We start from the raw sequence: 19,187 nt of genomic DNA on the forward strand, positions 1-19,187 counted from the left end.
CGCAGGCTCAGGGTGCCGGCACCCGGGCCAGCAGCTCCTGCACCAGGCGCTCGCCGTCCCAGCCCTCGGCGGTGGCTTCATAGCTGGGCAGCACGCGATGGCGCAGTACGTCGGCGGCCACCGCACGCACATCATCGGGGGTGACGAAGTCGCGGCCGGCCAGCCAGGCGCGCGCACGTGCGCAGCGTTCCAGTGCGATGGAGCCACGCGGGCTGGCCCCCCAGGCGATGCGGCGGCCGAGGCCGGCGTCGTAGCGCGATGGATCGCGCGAGGCCAGCACCAGTTCGATCAGGTAGCGCTCCAGCGCCGGCGCCATGTGCAGGTCCAGCACTTCGCGGCGGGCGTCGAACACGTCCTGCATCGGCATCTTTTCGGGCGCCGGCGCGGCCTCGCCCAACGCGCCACGGGCGCGCTCGCGGGCCAGCCGCAGGATTTCCGATTCGGCCGCCTGGTCCGGGTAGCCGATGCGCACATGCATCAGGAAGCGGTCCAGCTGCGCTTCCGGCAGCGGGAAGGTGCCTTCCTGCTCGATCGGGTTCTGCGTGGCCATCACCAGGAACAGCGGCGGCAGCGCATAGGTATGGCGGCCAACGGTGACCTGGCGCTCGCCCATGGCTTCCAGCAGCGCCGACTGCACCTTGGCCGGCGCGCGGTTGATCTCGTCGGCCAGCAGGATCGGGTGGAAGATCGGGCCGGGCACGAACTCGAAGCGGCCCTCCTGCGGGCGCCAGATCTCGGTGCCGGTCAGATCGGCCGGCAGCAGGTCCGGGGTGAACTGCACGCGGGCAAAGTCCGCTTCCAGGCGCGAGGCCAGTGCACGGATCGCCGTGGTCTTGGCCAGGCCCGGCGCGCCCTCCACCAGCAGGTGGCCGTCGGCCAGCAGCGCGATCAGCAGGCGTTCGACCAGTGCCGCCTGGCCGACGATCTCGGCCGACAACGCATCGCGCAACTGGGTGAACGCCGCATGCAGGCGGGAGGTTGCCGGCGCGGGCGGCGGCGAGACAGTTTCGGGCATCGGCGGTGGCAGGTTCATGGGGGCCTTTGACCGGCGCAGGACGGCACGGGTTCCCGACATCATCGCAGGGTGCCTTGCGATTGGCATCAAGAACGGCTGAACGGCCCATCCACGCATGGCGTGGATCTACTTGTGGAAACGAAGAAGGGCCGCGCATGGCGGCCCTTCTTCGTTTCGCGGGTGGCGCGGGCTCAGTTCTGCTTGGCCACGCGCAGCACCTTCGGGGTGACGAACACCAGCAGCTCGGCCTTGTCCTTGTTGCGGCCGCGCTTCTTGAACAGGTTGCCCAGGAAGGGCACGTCGCCCAGGAACGGCACCTTGCTGATGCTGTTGCGATCGGTGAACTCGTAGACGCCACCGATCACCACGGTCTGCCCATCCTCGACCAGCACCGCGGTGTTGACTTCGCGGCGGTTGATCGACGGCACGGTGCCGTAGCCCTCCAGCTGGATCAGCTGGTCGACTTCGTCCTTCTTCACCTGCATGTTGAGGAACACGCGGTTGTCGTTGGTGATGGTCGGGGTGACCTTCAGCTCCAGCACCACTTCCTTGAACTGCACGTTCGGCGTCGCCACGCCGCCAGCGGTACCACCGCTGATGGTGACATAGCCGATTTCCTTGCCCTGCTTGATCATCGCTTCGCGCTGATTGGTGGTGACCACGCGCGGGTTGGAGATCACCTCGCCTCGCGACTCCTGCTGCATGGCCGAAAGCTCCACGTCCAGCAGGTAACCGGCATTGAGGATCGACAGTGCCAGCGAACCCGGGTTGCTGGCGGCGGCCACCGGCAGGTTCCAGTTCAGGCCACGGGTGATCGCCGAGCCGGATTTCACCGGCGGCGGGCCGACCCGGCCACCGGCTTCCCAGTCACGCTCGGCCTTGGCATTGGCCAGGTCGGTCGTGACCTGCGACTCGCGGGTCTTGGCATTGGCATCCAGGCTGCCGCTGAAGTACACGTTGTCACGGCTGCCGCTGACACCGAACTTCGCGCCCAGTTCACGGGCGAAGGTATCGGTGGCGATGACGATGCGGCTTTCGATCAGCACCTGGTCGACCGGGCGGTCGATCACGTTGATCAGCTCGCGCATGCGCGCGATCTTCTTCGGAATGTCGCTGATCATCAGCGTGTTGGTGCGCTCGTCGGCCACGATGCGGCCGCGCGAGGACAGGAAGCCACTGTCTTCCTGCGAGGAACCACCACCGCCGCCACCACTGCCACCACCACCACTGCCGCCGATGCCCTTGGCCTCGGTCAGCGCTTTGAAGATCTGCGTGGCGCTGTGGTAGTTGATCTGGATGTAGTCGGTCTGCAGGTCTTCGCGGTTCTCGATGGCGATGCGCGCGTCTTCCTTCTCCTGCTCGAACTTGGCCAGTTCAGCCTGCGGCGCCACCCAGATCACGCTGCCATCGCGACGCTTGTCCAGGCCCTTCGCGCGCAGAACGATGTCCAGCGCCTGGTCCCACGGCACATTGACCAGGCGCAGGGTCACATTGCCCTGCACCGAGTCGGACGCAACCACGTTCAGGTTGGACTCCTCGGCGATCAACTGCAGCACGGTGCGCACCGGCACGTCCTGGAAGTTGAAGGTCACCGGCTTGCCGGTGAAGCCGCGCTGGCCGACGGCCTTGGCCGCCTGGGTGACGCTGCCGGCGGTGACCGCGCCGACGGCGGCCTGGGCCTGCCGCGGGCTGATCTCGACCACGTACTCGTTGCCGCTCTGGTAGGCCAGCGATTCCACGGCGCCACCAGTGCTCAGCACCAGCTGGGTGCCGGCACCGGACGGCTTGGCGTCGATGCGCTGCACCGGCGTGGCGAAGTCGGTGACGTTCATCGGCTTCTGCAGGTTGGCCGGCAGTCGGGCATTGCCGACGTCGACCACCACGCTGTTGCCCTGCGTGCGCAGGTCAGGGATCGCGCCCTGCCCGTCGAACTGCACGATCAGGCGCCCGGCACCGTCATCGCCACGCTTGAAATCGATCTTGGCCACCGACAGGCCAGCCGGCGCGGCGGCCGGTGCCACGGTGGCGCCCACCGGCTTTTCCGCCGGTGCGGCAGCCAGCGCCGGAGCGCAGGCCAGCATCAGCGCGACTCCCAGCGCGCTGACACGGTTCAAGGTAGAGCGCCGGATGGGACGCAGCCCCTTGGCTTGGTGAAAGGTCATCGTGCTATCCCCAGTAAACGATCATTGATCTTCAAGCGAGAGCGTTGCCGGCCGTTCCAGCCAGCCACCCGCGCCATCCGGCACCAGTTCGATCAGCTCCACGCGGTCTTCGAAGACCGCCGTGACCCGCCCGTCGCTCTGCCCCAGGTAACCACCCGGGCGAACCCGGTAGGTGACCTTGTCCGGCCCCATCACCAGCGCCACGGTGCCTGCACCGGTGCCGATGGTGCCGACCATGTCCAGCGCATCCAGCGGGAAGCCTTCCAACGGCTCCTTGCGCCGGTTCGGGTCCGGTCGCAATCCGCCATTCCCCTGCTGCGGATTGGTCCAGGCATCGGTGAACGGATCGCGCATGCCCTGCGCGGAGTATTCAAAGGTCTCGAACTGCTGCATCACCGGCAGCGGCTCCAGCGGCTGCGCCGGTCGCGCACGCTCGCCTTCCACCCACTTCTCAAGGTTAGGTGCGTCGCCAGGCGTGCTGGTCACGCCACGGCCGCAACCGGCCAGCAGCAGCACAGCCAGCACCATCGCACCACGTACGGTCTGCGCGCGCATCACTTCTTGCCCTCCTTGCCAGCGTCGGCCGCCTGCTGCGCCTGCACCTCGGTCTCGTCCAGGTAGCGGTAGGTCTTGACCGTACCGGACAGTTCCAGTGCACCGCTGCGGACGTTGCCGCCGGTCTTTTCCTTGGGCTTGAGGTTGATGTCATGCATGGTCAGGATCACCACCCGCGGCAACGAGGCCACGCCACTGACGAACGCGCCGAACTGATGGTAACTGCCCACCATGCGCAGCTTGATCGGCTTCTCGGCGTAGAACTCCTTGATCTGCTCCTGCTCCGGCTCGAACAGCTCGTTGGTCAGGCCGCTGGACAGCGCGGTCTGCGAGATGTCGATGATCAGGTCGGGCATTTCGGTCTTGCTCGGCAGCTGCCGCAGCATCTGCTGCAGCACCTGCTCCATCTGCGCCAGCTGCTGCTTCAGCGGCCCCAGGTTCACCGCGCGTTCCTGCTGCTTGGTGAACTCGGTGCGCAGCTCGACTTCCTTCGATTCCAGGCCGGCCAGTTCCTCGCGCTTGCCGCTGATCAGCAGCATCCACGCCACGAACATGATGACCAGTGCCAGCAACGAGCAGAAGACGATCTTGGCCTTCTGCGGCCAGTTGCCGATGTCGTTGAAATCCAGGTTCTTGATGTCGATCTTCTGGCTCATGCGCGGTCCCCCTGCAGCAGCGCATTGAAGGCCTGCGGCGGCTGCGCCAAGCGGCTGCCCTCAGGCTTCGGGGCAGGTGCCGGGGCCGGCGCGGCGGCCGGTGCGGCCGGCTGGTTGGGCTTGGCCGGAGTGGTCGGAGTGGCCGACGGTGCAGCGGCCGGTGCGGCGGGAGCCGCTGCCGGCTGGCCCGCTGCCGGAGCCGCAGGCGTCGCGGTATCCGGACCTGCGGCCAACGGAGCCACCGGTGCCGGAGCAGCCGTCGCCACCGAGCCATCGGCGTTCAGGCCCGGCGTCGCCGAAACCTCTTCGCTCTGTGCCGGCAGCTTCACCTTGACCACGAACACGTAGGGCAGCGCCTTGATGTCGGCCAGCGGGCCGGCCTTGCCGTCCTTGTCCTTCTCCGGGTCACGCGCTTCGATGATCGACAGCTCCGGGTTGGTCATCCAGCCGGAGGTCTCAAGGTTGCGCATGTAGGCCGAAACGCGGGCGTTGGACTGGGTGCGGCCTTCCAGCGTCAGCACATCCCCTTCCTGCTTCAGCGCAGTCAGCACCACGCCGTCGGGGATGGTGCGCACCAGCGCGTCGAACAGGTGGACCATCTGCGAGCGCTTGGCCTGCAGTTCCTCGATCACCTTCTTGCGGGCCAGCAGGCGTTCCTTCTGCGCGTCGAGACGATCGATCTCCTTGTTCTGTTCCTTGACCTTCTCGATCTCGGCTTCCAGATAGGCGTTGCGGTCCATCTGGCCGCTCACCTGGCGGTCGTAATAGAACCAGATCATCAGCGACAGCAGCAGGCCACCGACAGCGGCCATGCCCAGCATTGCGTAGAACTCGCGCTGGCGTTGCTTGCGCCGCTCGGCGCGCCAGGGCAATAGATTGATGCGTGCCATCAGTCGAAGCTCCTCAGCGCCAGACCGGTCGCGATCATCAGCGCGGGGGCATCCTGGGCCAACGCATGCGCGTTCACCTTCGGCCCCAGGGTCATCTGCGCCAGCGGGTTGGCGACCACGGTCGGCACGCCCAGCTGTTCCTCGACCATCTCCGGCAGGCCACCGAGCACGGCGCAGCCGCCGGCCAGCACGATGTGATCGACGCGGTTGAATTCGCTGCCTGCATAGAAGAACTGCAGCAGGCGGCTGATCTGCTGGACCGTGGCTTCCTTGAACGGCTCCAGCACTTCCATCTCGTAGCTTTCCGGCAGGCCGCCCTGGCGCTTGGCCAGCCCGGCTTCCTCGTAGCTCAGGCCGTAGCGGCGCATGATCTCGTCGGTCAGCTGCTTGCCACCGAACACCTGCTCACGGCTGTAGAGGCTACGGCCGCCGCGCAGGACATTGAGGGTGGTCATGGTGGCGCCGATGTCGACCAGCGCGACCACGCCGTCGATGGACACCGGCAGCTCGCTGGCGACCAGAGCGTAGGCGTTCTCGACCGCGAAGGCCTCCACGTCCATCACCTTGGCCTGCAGGCCACCGAGTTCCAGCGCGGACTGGCGCAGCTCGACATTCTCCGAACGCGACGCGGCCAGCAGCACCTGGACCATCTCCGGGTTGTTCGGGATCGACCCGATCACCTCGAAGTCCAGGTTCACTTCCTCGATCGGATACGGAATGTAGTTGACCGCTTCCAGCTCGATCTGGGCTTCCATGTCGTTTTCGTCGAGATCGGCCGGCATCGGGATCACCTTGGTGATCACCGCCGACCCCGCGACGGCGGCAGCGGCCAACTTGGCCTTGCTGCCTGAACGGTTCATCGCGCGGCGGATGGCCTCACCCACGGCCTCCACTTCCACGATGTTCTTCTCCACCACCGCATTCGGCGGAAGAGGTTCCACAGCATAATGTTCCACGCGGAAACGATTGCCGCTGCGGGACAGCTGCAAAAGCTTTACCGCAGTCGAACTGATGTCGACGCCAACAAGCGGCGACTGACTTTTTGGGATGAGCCCCACGGTTTCTCCCCTGCCGACGGGCACTTGGACGCAAGAGCTGCGTCCGCGCATTAATAACGTATTCTTAGCAAATGGCAACCGCCCTGCTGTGAAATCCCTCACGGATTCACGATGCAGCCCCTGGCAATTCCCCTTGCGCTCCCCGGTGCCGACCCCAGCCGCCACCTTGCGTAATCTATACTCTGCGACCACGAAATTCGCAATCGGAATCTGAACCCGATGACTCGACTCCGCCGCTGGCTGCGCTGGATCTTCCTGATTGTCCTGGTCCTGGCGCTGATCGGCGCGGCCGCCGTGGGCGGTCTGTACTATGCCGTTTCCTCCAAGCTTCCCGACGTGCAGACCCTGCGCGACGTGGAAATGCAGGAGCCGATGTACGTCTATGCTGCCGACGGCAAGCTGATGGCGGTGTTCGGCGAGACCCGGCGTACCCCGATCACCATGAAGGACGTGCCCGAGAAGCTGAAACAGGCGTTCCTGGCCACCGAGGATGCCCGCTTCTACGAGCACGGCGGCGTGGACTACATGGGCATCGGCCGTGCGGTCTGGCTGCTGGCCACCACCAACGACAAGCGCGTGCCGGGTGGTTCCACCATCACCCAGCAGGTCGCCCGCCAGTTCTTCCTCAGTTCCGAGTACAGCTACACCCGCAAGCTGGCCGAGATCCTGCTGGCGCGGAAGATCGAGTCCGAGCTGAGCAAGGACGAGATCTTCGAGCTGTACCTGAACAAGAGTTTCTTCGGCAACCGCGCCTACGGCGTGGCCGCTGCCGCCGAGTTCTATTACGGCAAGAAGCTGAACGAGCTGGACCTGGACGAGATGGCCTCGCTGGCCGGCATCCCCAAGTTCCCCTCGTCGGGCAACCCGATCTCCAACCCGGAACGTGCCCGCCAGCGCCGCGACAACTACGTGCTGCAGCGCATGGCCGACCTGAAGTTCGTCAGCCAGGCCGAGGCCGACGCGGCCAAGGCCGTGCCGATGCACGCCACCGCGCATGAGCCGCCGGTGCAGGTCGATGCGCCCTACGTGGCCGAGCTGGTCCGCCAGGAAATGATCGCCCGCTTCGGCGGCGACGTGGTCAACAAGGGTTATCACGTCACCACCACGATCGACTCCACCCTGCAGACCGCCGCGAACCAGTCGGTGCGCGACGGCCTCCTGCTGTACGACCACCGCCACGGCTGGCACGGCGTGGAGAAGCAGGTGCAGCTGGGTGCCGGTGACGACACCGCCGCCCTCGCCGAGCACCTGCGTGGCATGTTCGGCCAGGCCGGCCTGCTGCCGGCGATCGTCGCCAGCACCGGTGCCGACGGCAGCGCTACTGTGGTGCTGGCCAACCGTACCGAGATCGTGCTGCCGGCCGGTGCCGCCAAGTGGACCAACAAGACCCCGGGCAAGCTGGTGCAGCGCGGTGACATCGTGCGCGTGCGCGCCGGTGCCAAGGAAGGTGAGTGGCTGCTGGACCAGATTCCGCGTGGCCAGTCGGCACTGGTCTCGCTGGATGCCCATAACGGCGCGTTGAAGGCGCTGGTCGGTGGCTTCAGCTTCTCCGGCAACAAGTTCAACCGCGCCACCCAGGCCCGTCGCCAGCCGGGCTCGAGCTTCAAACCGTTCGTGTACGCAGCCGCTTTCGACAAGGGCTACAACCCGGCCTCGATCGTGCTCGACGCCCCGGTCGTGTTCCGCGACCGCCGCGGCAAGACCTGGGCCCCGCAGAACGACGGCGGCGGCTTCCGTGGCCCGATGCGCCTGCGCGAAGCGCTGGTGCAGTCGCGCAACCTGGTCTCGGTGCGCCTGCTCGATGGCATGGGCGTGGACTACGCGCGCAAGTACATCAGCGAATTTGGCTTTGCCGAATCGGAGCTGCCGCCGAACCTGTCGATGTCGCTGGGCACCGCCTCGCTGACCCCGCTGTCAGTGGCGCGTGGCTACGCCGTGTTCGCCAATGGCGGTTCGCGCGTGGATACCTGGCTGATCGACCAGGTCAACGACCGCGACGGCAACCTGGTGTTCAAGGAAAACCCGGCACTGGCCTGCCGCGACTGCGCCGGCAGCAGCGACCAGCCGGTCAACCAGGTGGTGGACGGCTTCAACTTCGGCGCCCCGGCCCCGAAGGTGGACCCGGCCGCCGCGGCCAAGGCCGAAGCCAAGGTCGAAACCCCGGCGGCACCGGCCAACCCGGATGCCCGCACCGCCCCGCGCGCGATCGATGCCCGCACTGCCTACCAGCTGGTGTCGATGATGCGCGACGTGGTCCAGCGCGGCACCGGCGTCCAGGCCAAGGTGCTCGGCCGCGAGGACGTGGGCGGCAAGACCGGCTCCACCAACGACCACCGCGACGCCTGGTTCTCCGGCTTCGGCGGCCCGTACGTGACCACCGTGTGGGTGGGCCGCGACGACTTCCGCTCGCTGGGTTACCGCGAATACGGTGGCAAGGCCGCCCTGCCGATCTGGATCGACTACATGCGCACCGCGCTGAAGGACACCCCGATCGCGCAGAACGACCCGCCCAGCGGCATGGTCCAGGCCACCCTCAACGGCGCGACCGAGTGGGTGAAGGTGGAAGACATGGATCGCCTGACCGACTACAACCTGAACCTCAATACGCCGCAGGCCGACGCCGCCGCGTTCGATATCTTCTGAGGAACGGTTTGATGGGTGCCAACCGTCGGTTGGCGCCAACGCGGCTCTGGTAGCTGCCAACCTTGGTTGGCGCCTCGTGCCGACCAAGGTCGGCACCTACCGAAGCGTTGGTGGGTGCCAACCGTGGGTTGGCATCGACGCTGCCCCTGGTAGCCGCCAACCTTGATTGGCGCCCCGTGCCGACCAAGGTCGGCACCCACCAAAGCGGTTGCATCCGCCATACCCACGCAGATGTCACATCCGTGCGCTAGTCTGTAGCCAGGTCGCAACAGGGAGTCATCGCATGCATCGCGCCCGTCAGCATGCTGCCAGCCAGACCCGCGAGCGGCGCCACCGCCTCGCCCACGAAGCCGCCCGCCTGATGGCCGAAGGCGGCATCCGCGACTACCACCAGGCCAAGTTGAAGGCCGCCAGCCGGCTCGGCATCCACGATGATGCCTCCCTGCCCCGCAATACCGAGATCGAGGACGCCCTGCGCGAGTACCAGCGGCTGTTCTCCGGGCCCCAGCATGGCAACGAACTGCAGCGCCGCCGCGAAGCCGCGATGCGCGCGCTGGAGTTCCTGCACGGCTTCGCGCCGCGCCTGGCCGGTCCCGTGCTGGATGGCACCGCCGACGCCAACAGCCCCGTGCAGCTGCACCTGCACAGCGACAACCCGGAGGCCGTGCACCGCTTCCTGGACGAACACGGCATTCCCGCCGAGTCGCGGACGCGTCGCCTGCGCATGGACCGCGAGCGCTGCCTGGACGTGCCGGTGTGGGTATTCAGTGCCGAAGAGCTGACCTTCGACCTGGCGGTGTTGCCGTACGACGCCCTGCGCCAGGCGCCGCTGTCACCGGTGGATGAGAAGCCGATGCGGCGCGCGTCCGTGGCGCAGCTGCGGCAGGTGCTGGCCGAGGCGGAGATCACCGCGTACATCGGCGGGTGACGGTAGCGCCGTTCTTTTGGTGGGTGCGGACCGTTGGTCCGCACGGTGCTTCAGGCGTCCGGATACCTGACCGAAGAGCAGTCGAGCATGGCTCTTGCCTTTGGTAGGTGCGGACCGCTGGTCCGCACGGTGTTTCAGGTGTCCGGATGTCTGGCCGGAGGGCAGTCGAGCGCGAATCATGCCCTGGGCCCGGCGGCAGGTTCCGCGCGCATGGCGATGCGTTCATCAGGAGTGCGCCCACAGATCCTTCGGCGCGGCTCGACTCTACTGGTGCGCGCGCTTGCGCTGCCTACCGGAGCTCATGGGGCTCCTTTGCATCGCCAGTCAGCAAGCGTGCCAGCCACGGCGCACCCGCGCGCCGTGGGTACTCCACCATCATCCGGGCGTGCATGTCCTGCAGATCAGCCAACAGCCAGGTCTGGTTGTAGACGTCGCCGAACGTGTCGGACCAGGCCGTCTGTATCCGCGCGCGCTCCCCCCCGTTGAGGTTGGGCATCCTGTCCAGCGGTACCTCCAGCACCGGCGCCAGCGCCTCGTTGATGGCCGTGTTTTCCGCCTGCGCTGCGCGGAGCAGTGACAGCCGATGCTTCAGCTGCCAGCACGGGTACGGGAAGCAGCTTCCCGTGGCCTCGATGTACGCCGCCATGTCGGCCAGCATATGGGCTTTCAGCTGCCACACCATCCCACTGTCCAGCAGCTCCCGTACCCGCATCGTGCGCAGCGTACCGGCCCGGACTTCTTCCGGCGTGGTGAACGGCTCGCCGGGTGTGGTGCCGCCATGCTGCACCAGCACGATGCGATGGATCGCCTCGCCGGTGATGTTCTCCACGCGCAGCGCTGCCACCTCCGGGTGCACGCGCGGCGGCGGGACGCTCACCACCCGCCAGTGGTACCAGAGCACCAGCACCATGCCGGTCAGGCACAGCAGGGTGAACAGCACCCAGCTGTCCAGATTGCGGGTGTAGTAGAAGTACCGCGCCCGCCACAGATAGAACGTGCGGTAGCTGATGAATCTGCTTACCCAACCATACATTGCCATCTCCTCGGCAAGGACCCCGGCGCGACGGGGTGGATTACGCGCGTCACGCCAGGGCTCCATGGCTTACCAGCCGATGCCCACACCCACGCCCATGCTGCGCTCACCGCTGTTGGTGAACGCCCCATTGAGGCTGAAGGTGGCTGAGCCCTTCTCGTTGAGCACACGCTGGTAGCCCACCGCCATGGCCGACTCACCCTCGCTGTAGCCCACGCCCGCACCGAGGCGGTTGTAGGTGGCCAGGCCGGCAGTGTTCATCGCCATCGCCGTCTGTGCACTGCTCATCGCCGCCATGCGGTTGAAGCGCTTGTCCATCTTGTCCAGGCGGCGCTCGAAGTTGCTGATCGCTCCATCGGTGTACTCGTTGGCGCGAGCCAGCATCTTCTCCAGCTCGGCGGTGTCCACCTGCGGCTTGGGTGAGTCGTCCTTGTTGGCCTTCGGCTGCGGTGTGGGCTTGTCACCCTCGCCTACCGAGGCGACCTGCTGGGAGTCCTTGCCTTCCGGTACCACAGGGGTGTCTTCGGCCTGTGGCTTCGGTACCGAGGACGACGCCAGTGCACGCGGCGGCGGGGCATCGTCGATGCGCTGCTCCAGCCCATCCATGCGGCCGTTGAGCTGCTGCTGCATCGAATGCAGCTGGCCACCGTTGACCGCATCACGGCTTCCTGGCGCCACTCGGCCGTCGGCAAGATTGGTCAGCACCATGCCGTTCACGCCATTCAGCGCGATCTGGCTCATGCCGTCGGCACGGGCCGAGGGTGAATCCTGGAAGATCGAGCTGAGCTGACTTTCTACCTTGTCTGCACGGCGGCCGGCGGTGATGACGGCGCCATCGAGTGCCATCAGCGCATCTTCGACAGTGTTCTGCGTTCCGCCCTGCACCGCGTAGGTCGGGGCGATGATGCTTCCGTTGCCGTCCAGACCGGCACCGCCGCCAAGGGTGGCGAGGGAATCCTTGAGCTGGGAGACAGTGGTGGCATTGTGGTCGGCGGTGCCTCGAGCAACGTTCACTAGGCGGCGATAAGCAGTTGCACTTCCAAATGATGCAACTCCAGCCTCATTGGCTTGCGAGCCTTCACCAATCGCCAGTGAGCCATCTGCCCCTTTCCCAACCTTGGCTCCAGCGCCAATCGCAACCCCTCCCCTCGCACCACCTTCCGCAATGCCAACCTCGGCCCCAACCCCGAGGGCGAAGCCATTTTCGGAACCTTCATGCACGGTTGAAGCACGCCCAACTGCCACCGAATTCCTGCCCAGTGACTTCGCGTGCGTTCCCACTGCGGTCCCACCTTCGCTCCCCGTTTTAGCCGAATTACCTAAGGCAACGCCAACTGGCCCGGCATCAGCACGTTCGCTGGAGGGGGCCACACCAATACTCACAAATTGACTTACGCCCTCCAGAGCCAATACTCGCGAATTGGTTGAGTACAGCTGCTTCCCAGACACAGCTTCATTGCTGCTTGCGTTCAACAATCCATCCGCCACACCACTAATCTTCCTATTGGCATTGACGCTGTTGCGCACATCCAACGTCGTACCGCTGTTCTTCTCACCCAGACGCACGCTGCCAGACGCAGACACCTGCGCCACCAGCCCGCCCAGCACTGCTGTCTCGGCCAGCGCCTTGGCTGCATCCGTCTTTGCCGCGGCAGCTTCCGCTCCCGCAGACTTGGCAATGCCCTCCACCATCGCCACCTTGTCATTGGTGGCATTGAGCTGCCTACCATTGACGGCCTCATAGCTGCTGGCGCTGACCACTCCATCAGCCACGCCAGTCAGCTTCCGATTCACGCTTGCGCTGTTGCGCACATCCAGAACGGTGCCGCTGTTCTTCTCACCGATCCGGACATTACCGCTGGCACTGCCCTGGCTGAGCAGCCCGTTGAGTGTTCCCACCTGGGTCAGAGCGGTGTTCGCAGTAGTCTTGGCTGCGCTGGCGTCACTCAGTGCGGTGCTGACGTTGCTGTTGGTGGCATTGAGCTGCCGGCCCGTCACCGCATCGGTGCTGGTGCTGGACAACGCAGCATCGACAACACCGGTGATCTTGCGGCTCGCATTGGCGCTGTTCCGCACGTCCAGTACGGTGCCGCTGTTTTTCTCGCCCAGCCGGACATTGCCCGAGGCAGAGGTCTGGCTCAGAAGCCCGGAGAGAGTGTTGGCTTTGGTCAGCGCACTGTCTGCATTGGTCTTCGCGGTGTCAGCAACGGATCGGGCGGTCGTGACATTGCTGTTGGTAGCATTGAGCTGCTTGCCAGATACGGCCTCAGTGCTTGTGGCACTGAGCACGGCATCTGCCACGCCCGTAATCTTGCGGCTGGCGTTTGCATTGTTGCGGACGTCCAGTACGGTGCCGCTATTGCTTGCACCCACACGGACGTTGCCCGAGGCGGACGCCTGACTCAGCAGCCCAGTGAGCGTGTTGGCTTTCGACAACGCACTATCCGCGTTGACCTTCGCGGAGTCAGCGACGGATCGTGCGGCCGTGAGGTTGCTGTTGGTGGCGTTGAGCTGCTTGCCCGAAACGGCCTCAGTGCTTGTGGCGCTGAGCGTGGCATCAGCCACGCCGGTGATCTTGCGGTTGGCGTTAGCGCTGTTGCGGACGTCCAGAACGGCACCGCTGTTGCCGCCGCCCAGGCGGACATTCCCAGACACAGATGTTTGGCTCAGCAATCCACCCAGCGTGTTCGCCTTGCTCAGCGCGCTATCGGCATTGGTCCTGGCCGAATTGGCCGTAGTCTGGGCCGTACTTGCGGTTGAGTAGGCCGAATTCGCAGTATTCCTCACCGAGCTAACGGCTTGATTGGTTTCGTATAGCTGCCCACCGGTTACCGCATCAGAGCTTCCATATGAAGTATTGCCTGCGGCGACATTCACGATCTTTCGCTTTGTAGTGCTGTTCCCCACCGAGACGGTATAGCTACTATCGGCAACAGAATTGGCACCGATAGCAATCGAATTGGACGAACTAGCGTAGGAGCCGCTGCCAATCGCCACTGAATTGGTTTGCATGGCGAGTGCGTTGTTACCCAGCGCAGTAGCGCCGATTCCGCTCGTCTGGGCCCGAGCACCAATCGCTGTACTGTAGCCATTGCCTATCACGGCATTGTAGCCAACCGCAGTATTGTATTCACCGCTGGTACTTATCGCGCTTCCGTAACCCACGGAGTAGTTCCCTCGTAGCGAAGAGCGAGAACCAAGGACCAGCATGTGGTTTCCACTTATAGTCGAATCGCGATAGTTGGTATCGGAAACAATGGCGAGCTGAAGGTATTGTGAGGACATCTGTGCTGAAAGCGGCGAGACGGACATAGTGCCGAGCGCGCTAGAGAAAGGAACGGCTACGCTGACGATATCCTTGGCTTCCGTGTTACGGAGGCCTAGTGATTTCGCGTATTCCCGCTCTTCCACCTGTTCCTGCACCTCACTGGCAGCAACGCCCGCTGGCACCAGACCAATCACCGACAGCACAATCAACCCATGCGCGGTGGCTCGACCACTCGCCCGTTTTCCGCGCGCAGAACTCAGTTCACTACCAACCACCCAGCATTGCTTGGCGTGATTCCAGATACGACGATAGATGTGATTCATTTTTTTCCTTAACAGGACAAGGGAAATGAAGCCCCGCGCTTGCGCGGGGCGATGAAGGTCAGGCGCTTGGCGCCAGGGTCGTTACGTGATCGCGATAGCTGTCGTTCGACAGTCGGTACTGCAGCTGCAGAGTGCTTCCCGGCTGGAGCTGGAACGGCAAGGTCAGCGCAGCGTCGGGGTAGAGACTTCTGGACAGCTCAAGTGGCGTGCACACGCCACCGGCGCTGCACTCAGCAGCACCGGTGATGCCCACACGCAGCGTCCCGGTGTTCCGCAGGATGTTGCCCTGCAGTTGCAGATCCACGCTGCCCTTGGCGGGCACTACGTTCACCAGCGCGCCCCAGACCAAGCTGACACCGACGTTGGCCTGCGCCGCCTGCTCATCGCCTTCCAGAATGGTGCCGTCGGGGCCCTTCACCCCTTCGAAGTAGATGCGGTAGGCCGCCTCTTTCTCCACCGTCTGCAGCGGAATCACCCGGATCAGGCGATTGCCTCCACCGCTGAGTGCGAACTTGCCAGGCGTGATGGCAATCGCAGCATCGGCGGCCTCCACTTCAATCTCTTCTTCACCCACCTGTGCCGGGTTGCTGATGCGCAGCAGGCGTGCCTGCACATACTGCGGCTGGGTGGATTGCGAGTACACGCGGATCTTCGTACCGTGCTTGGCGTCCACCGCTGCACGCATCGGATGAATGGACAGATTGGCTTGTGCCGGCGGGGCCAGCAGTGCGCTCAACGGCAACAGGCAGAACAACAGCTTCTTCATGATGAGCCTCGGTGGGGATCAGGGTTTGGCGGTCGGCACGCGCAGCTCTACCGTCAGCTCGCCCTCGTAGAGACCGGGGCGCTGGCTGGCGATGGGCGTGGGCGGTGTTTCCAGCGTCAGTGGCGTGGGCACGCAGTACACGGGTTGGCTGATGCCGGGCAGCAGCACCATGCGCAGCTGTGCGCTGTCGATGCCGCGCAGCAGCTGTTCCTCACCGTGCTTCATGGCCAGCAGGTTGCCGCCGTAGTTCAGGCCGACCTGGTAGTCGAGGCGCTGGGTATCGTCGCTGCCGCCGTCCTGATGCCAGACCGCGAAGTCCCGCCCAGGCGGTGGGCGTGGCCCGCTGTCGCGCACGGTGACGCCGAGGAACTCGCTCTGCGAACCCACGCCGTCGTACAGGCACATGTCCACGTCCTTGCGCCCGGCGACGACCTTGCGGATGGGGTCGTAGCGCAGGTCCATATTGACCAGGGGTGCAACGCCGTCGAAACCGGGGAAGTAAATCGAAATGGCGTCGTAGTCGGTGACGGTGAAGTCGAAGTTGAAGACGGCGGTGGCTGCCGGAGCTGCGGCTGGGTCGGCTTTGATGTTCAGGCGCATCGTTGCCTTCCAGTGGCCTGCAACGAGTCTGGAAAGCTCGGTTGCTGGGAGCTCCAGATGCACCCCTGTGCCAACTGGCTGACCCGAACTGCATATGTACCAAAAGGACGCATTCAACTGCCTTCTGAGTGTGTCCCAGTAGTCGACAGCGCAAATCCAATCCGACATGACTCTCTGCAAATATCCCTGAGCCCGAAGTTCACTGCGCAGGCCAGTCCTCTGCTCCACGAACAGCAGATCGACATTGCTACTACCAAGCGACACTCCCGGCTCACCATCGACAGGGCACTTCCCAAACTCACTATCAGAAGCAGACCCACAAACCACATGGATCTGCCCATACTTCATCGCCAGGTCGTGACTGAATCCCAACACCGTCCGCGGCGCCCAAAGCTCCACATCACCCGGCATCGCCGAGCGATCCCAGGTCATCACGATGTCCCGGCTCTGATCCACCGGATGCGTCTCCGGCGGCCACTGCGCCCACGCCCTCGGCGCCAGCACCACCAGCGCACACACCAGCATCAACACCAACAACACACGCCGGTTCATGGCGTTCCTCCTGCAGCAGCGGTCTGGGGCGTGGCGGCAATCAACGCGCGCTCCTGCAGCAGGCGGGTCACGCGGGCCTGCTGGCGGATCTCTGCCGGCAGCTGGGCCACGGCCAGTGGCTCGCAGTGCACGGCGCCCACCAGCAGCACCACCTGGCGGCGCTCGCGCACCTGCAGCGGGCAGTGCAGCAGGCGGTCGTCCTGCAGCAGGTACAGCGTTGTCTCGCGACGCGGGAAGTCGGCGACGAAGCCGCCGTTGGCGCTGGTGCCGGGCACCGGCGCGTTGAGGATGCGGGCGCCACCCAGAGGCGCTCCGGCAAGATCCTTGGCGTTGCCGATGAAGGTGTAGGTCACCTCGATCGGCACCGGCATGCGCATCAGCCGCCCGGGGGTGAGGAACATCGGCCGTGCGCCGCCCACGCCGGTCACGCGGATGGCGGCGATGCTGTCCAGGGTGCTGGCGTCCTGCACTTCGGCACGGTGCGACTGGTACGACGACAGCGGCAGCAACCGGCGCTCACCAATCTGCAGGCGTTGCCTGCGCAGGCCGCCCACCTGCAGTTCGGCCGCCACTCCACGCAGGTCGACGTCGTCGGTGTCCGCCACCTGCACGGCCAGGCCGGCGTCGGCGCCGTTGCTGCCGCTCCAGTAGAAGCCGCGCTTGCCCAGTGCAAAGCCGGAGCTGTGCATGCCGCTGTAGGCGCTCTCGCTGCGGCCGCGCTGCTGGTAGTGCGCCAGCGTGGCGCCGCTCTGGCCCAGGCTGTTCTGCAGCTGGCCACTGAGCGTGGTGCTGTAGCGGTCGCTGTTGTTGGCGCGCAGTTCGGCCGACAGCTCGCGGTACTGCGCATCGACTTCCTGGCGCAGGCTGTGGCCGACGCTGTAGTTGATGTCCGGGCGCTGATGCTGCGGCTGGCGCACGTCCACGCTATAGCGGCGCTGGCCGCTGCCGGCGGTGCCGCGCAGCAGGCGGGTCAGGCTCAGGTTGAAGTAGATGCCGCGGTCGCGTTGGTCACTGCCGCGCAGGCTGTCGCTGGAACGCTGCTGCCACACACCCACGCGGGTGGAGACGCTGAAATCCTGCCAGCGATGGCTGCGGCTGAAGCTGGCCTGCCAAGTGCGGCTGAGCTGCGGCTCGCGTCGCGGTTGCCACGGCGGTGGCGGTGGCAGCAGCGGGTCCAGCCCGGCCAGCGGATCGTCTTCTGCGCCCGGCAGGATGCGTCCTGCGCGCCAGGTCTGGCGCCGCGTGTAGCCCACATAGGCACTGCCACCAGCCAGCGGCAGCGCCATCGAAGCGCTGAGCGAGTTGGTGCAGCCCAGCTGGTCGCGGGCGTCGGCCTCGAACTGGCAGGCCTTGCCGCGCATGCGCTGCTGGTAGATGTTCCAGGACGCGGTGCGGCGGTACGACAGCTGGTGCTGCTGGCCGGTGCTGCCATCGTTGCCGCGCATGCCGCCGAAACTGGCGCGCAGTTCCTGGGTGGCGTACACGCGGCGCAGGTCCACGCGCAGCTCGCCGTAGCGGAAGCCGCCGAGGTCGGCGGCGCCGGCCACCATCGCCACGTCGCGGCCCAGCGGCACGCGCATGCCGGCCACCGCCACGCGTTCGCCGTCGAAGCGATCACTGCGGCGCTCGTTGCGCTTGCCACCCTGCACGAACCACTGCCACTGGCTGTTGGTCCAGTCGCCGCCCTTGTCGAACGGCGCGTCTTCGCTGCGCACCAGCACGCCGTCTTCGTAGATGCGCAGGGTGATGGTGTAGTTGCCGAACGGGAAGTTACGGGTGTCGATCTGGTTGATGCCGGCCTGCAGGTAGGAGGTCTGCAGCAGCCGCGTGCCGTCGTAGGCATCCACGCGTGCATCGCGCGCCAGCAGCACGGTCAGCGGCGTGGCCTGCACGGCGGCATCGGCGTCCACATAGGCCTGAGTGGTGCCCACGCGCAGGCCCTGCAGGCGGTCCAGCGGCAGCATGCTGAAACTGAAAGTGCCGCCCTGCGGGCTGGACAGGTTGCGGCGGTCCATGCGCCCGGCCTGCAGGTAGTGCGCCTGCCCCAGGTCATGGCGGTAATAGACGTTGTCGAACTGGAACGCGCTGTCACTGCCGCGGCTGCGATAGCGCTGCTGGTTGAAGTTCCATTCGGCGGAAACATGCCCGCGATCGAACAGGCCCAGCACGCCGGTGCCACGCGCGGACAGCGCCTGGTAGTCGCGGCTGCCGCTGACATTGATCACCTGCTGGTGCAGGAAGGCGTTCTCGGCGTTGGCGCTGACGGTGTGGAAGCGCTCGGCAGCCGGCTTGCCGGGAATCCACTGGCGGGCGACGAACAGGCGCACCGCGCCCTCGCCTTCGTCGTACAGCGCGCGCACGGCGGCGGGGTCCTCCGGCGGGTCGAGATAGCCGCAGCCGGCAGTGGCGCCGCCGAAGCGGCAGGCCAGGTGGCTGTTGCGCGGCATGGGCTGCGACAACGCGGGCAGCAGCGTGGCCTGCGCCTCGGCGGGCAGGTCGAGCGCCTGCAGCACCTGGGCTGGCTCTTCCAGTTGCACGTGTTCCAGGGTCACGCGCACCGGCGACAGCCCGGCCGAGCGGCCGAACAGCTGGATATCGAGTTGTTCGGTCTGGCCTTCGACCAGATCCTCGAAGCCGGGCGGGACGCCGCGCGCCGCCACCAGCGGTGTTGCCAGCGCCAGGGCGAGCGCGACCGCCAGCCGGGTGATGGCGGGGGCGTGTGATGTCATGGGGGTACC

At 65.8% G+C, this 19,187-nt stretch carries 13 protein-coding genes; 2 read left to right on the top strand and 11 right to left on the bottom strand.

Going from position 1 to position 19,187, the window contains the following annotated elements:
• Window positions 1-7: 7 nt before the first annotated feature.
• The 6 genes from ACUZUJ_RS17760 to ACUZUJ_RS17785 all read right to left on the bottom strand — a co-directional run bounded on the left by ACUZUJ_RS17760 (window position 8) and on the right by ACUZUJ_RS17785 (window position 6,336).
• Complete coding sequence (locus tag ACUZUJ_RS17760; protein WP_049442714.1) at window positions 8-1,033, bottom strand: AAA family ATPase; 1,026 nt, start codon at window positions 1,031-1,033, stop codon at window positions 8-10.
• Between the two features lie 173 nt (window positions 1,034-1,206).
• Window positions 1,207-3,177, bottom strand: coding sequence for a type IV pilus secretin PilQ (locus ACUZUJ_RS17765; RefSeq protein WP_049442715.1), 1,971 nt, complete (start codon window positions 3,175-3,177; stop codon window positions 1,207-1,209).
• A 21-nt stretch (window positions 3,178-3,198) separates the two neighbouring features.
• On the bottom strand, window positions 3,199-3,732 hold the full coding sequence (locus ACUZUJ_RS17770) for a pilus assembly protein PilP (RefSeq protein WP_005418914.1): 534 nt from the start codon (window positions 3,730-3,732) through the stop codon (window positions 3,199-3,201).
• On the bottom strand, window positions 3,732-4,388 hold the full coding sequence (locus ACUZUJ_RS17775) for a type IV pilus inner membrane component PilO (RefSeq protein ID WP_005418916.1): 657 nt from the start codon (window positions 4,386-4,388) through the stop codon (window positions 3,732-3,734). The genes ACUZUJ_RS17770 and ACUZUJ_RS17775 overlap by 1 nt, the downstream gene beginning before the upstream one ends.
• Complete coding sequence (locus ACUZUJ_RS17780) at window positions 4,385-5,278, bottom strand: PilN domain-containing protein (protein ID WP_049442716.1); 894 nt, start codon at window positions 5,276-5,278, stop codon at window positions 4,385-4,387. The genes ACUZUJ_RS17775 and ACUZUJ_RS17780 overlap by 4 nt, the downstream gene beginning before the upstream one ends.
• The gene (locus ACUZUJ_RS17785; RefSeq protein ID WP_014038321.1) at window positions 5,278-6,336 is read right to left on the bottom strand and encodes a pilus assembly protein PilM; all 1,059 of its coding nucleotides are present in this window, start codon (window positions 6,334-6,336) and stop codon (window positions 5,278-5,280) included. The genes ACUZUJ_RS17780 and ACUZUJ_RS17785 overlap by 1 nt, the downstream gene beginning before the upstream one ends.
• 219 nt (window positions 6,337-6,555) lie before the next feature.
• On the opposite strand from ACUZUJ_RS17785, the gene ACUZUJ_RS17790 reads away from it, so the two are divergent.
• A complete protein-coding gene (locus ACUZUJ_RS17790) occupies window positions 6,556-8,979 on the top strand; it encodes a penicillin-binding protein 1A (protein WP_510468051.1) in 2,424 nt (807 codons plus the stop codon).
• A gap of 283 nt (window positions 8,980-9,262) precedes the next feature.
• Window positions 9,263-9,907: a hypothetical protein gene (locus tag ACUZUJ_RS17795; protein ID WP_510468052.1), complete on the top strand. Its 645-nt coding sequence runs from the start codon at window positions 9,263-9,265 to the stop codon at window positions 9,905-9,907.
• A gap of 289 nt (window positions 9,908-10,196) precedes the next feature.
• Here ACUZUJ_RS17795 and ACUZUJ_RS17800 read toward each other — a convergent pair whose 3' ends face one another.
• From ACUZUJ_RS17800 to ACUZUJ_RS17820, 5 genes are all read right to left on the bottom strand, one after another.
• Window positions 10,197-10,940, bottom strand: coding sequence for a hypothetical protein (locus ACUZUJ_RS17800; protein ID WP_119006730.1), 744 nt, complete (start codon window positions 10,938-10,940; stop codon window positions 10,197-10,199).
• A gap of 69 nt (window positions 10,941-11,009) precedes the next feature.
• Window positions 11,010-14,531, bottom strand: a complete 3,522-nt coding sequence (locus tag ACUZUJ_RS17805; protein ID WP_049442719.1) for an ESPR-type extended signal peptide-containing protein — start codon at window positions 14,529-14,531, stop codon at window positions 11,010-11,012.
• A 58-nt stretch (window positions 14,532-14,589) separates the two neighbouring features.
• A complete protein-coding gene (locus tag ACUZUJ_RS17810; protein WP_101766012.1) occupies window positions 14,590-15,297 on the bottom strand; it encodes a pilus assembly protein in 708 nt (235 codons plus the stop codon).
• Between the two features lie 18 nt (window positions 15,298-15,315).
• On the bottom strand, window positions 15,316-16,449 hold the full coding sequence (locus ACUZUJ_RS17815; RefSeq protein ID WP_049442721.1) for a CblD like pilus biogenesis initiator family protein: 1,134 nt from the start codon (window positions 16,447-16,449) through the stop codon (window positions 15,316-15,318).
• On the bottom strand, window positions 16,446-19,178 hold the full coding sequence (locus ACUZUJ_RS17820; protein WP_458220742.1) for a TcfC E-set like domain-containing protein: 2,733 nt from the start codon (window positions 19,176-19,178) through the stop codon (window positions 16,446-16,448). The genes ACUZUJ_RS17815 and ACUZUJ_RS17820 overlap by 4 nt, the downstream gene beginning before the upstream one ends.
• Between the last annotated feature and the right edge of the window lie 9 nt (window positions 19,179-19,187).

This window comes from Stenotrophomonas sp. S4 (genome assembly GCF_054187805.2).

Excerpts from the sequence above, each read along its gene's own strand:
- ACUZUJ_RS17760 (WP_049442714.1), bottom strand. The coding sequence starts at position 1,033 with ATGAACCTGCCACCGCCGATGCCCGAAACTGTCTCGCCGCCGCCCGCG.
- ACUZUJ_RS17765 (WP_049442715.1), bottom strand. The coding sequence starts at position 3,177 with ATGACCTTTCACCAAGCCAAGGGGCTGCGTCCCATCCGGCGCTCTACC.
- ACUZUJ_RS17770 (WP_005418914.1), bottom strand. The coding sequence starts at position 3,732 with ATGCGCGCGCAGACCGTACGTGGTGCGATGGTGCTGGCTGTGCTGCTG.
- ACUZUJ_RS17775 (WP_005418916.1), bottom strand. The coding sequence starts at position 4,388 with ATGAGCCAGAAGATCGACATCAAGAACCTGGATTTCAACGACATCGGC.
- ACUZUJ_RS17780 (WP_049442716.1), bottom strand. The coding sequence starts at position 5,278 with ATGGCACGCATCAATCTATTGCCCTGGCGCGCCGAGCGGCGCAAGCAA.
- ACUZUJ_RS17790 (WP_510468051.1), top strand. The coding sequence starts at position 6,556 with ATGACTCGACTCCGCCGCTGGCTGCGCTGGATCTTCCTGATTGTCCTG.
- ACUZUJ_RS17795 (WP_510468052.1), top strand. The coding sequence starts at position 9,263 with ATGCATCGCGCCCGTCAGCATGCTGCCAGCCAGACCCGCGAGCGGCGC.
- ACUZUJ_RS17800 (WP_119006730.1), bottom strand. The coding sequence starts at position 10,940 with ATGTATGGTTGGGTAAGCAGATTCATCAGCTACCGCACGTTCTATCTG.
- ACUZUJ_RS17805 (WP_049442719.1), bottom strand. The coding sequence starts at position 14,531 with ATGAATCACATCTATCGTCGTATCTGGAATCACGCCAAGCAATGCTGG.
- ACUZUJ_RS17810 (WP_101766012.1), bottom strand. The coding sequence starts at position 15,297 with ATGAAGAAGCTGTTGTTCTGCCTGTTGCCGTTGAGCGCACTGCTGGCC.
- ACUZUJ_RS17815 (WP_049442721.1), bottom strand. The coding sequence starts at position 16,449 with ATGAACCGGCGTGTGTTGTTGGTGTTGATGCTGGTGTGTGCGCTGGTG.
- ACUZUJ_RS17820 (WP_458220742.1), bottom strand. The coding sequence starts at position 19,178 with ATGACATCACACGCCCCCGCCATCACCCGGCTGGCGGTCGCGCTCGCC.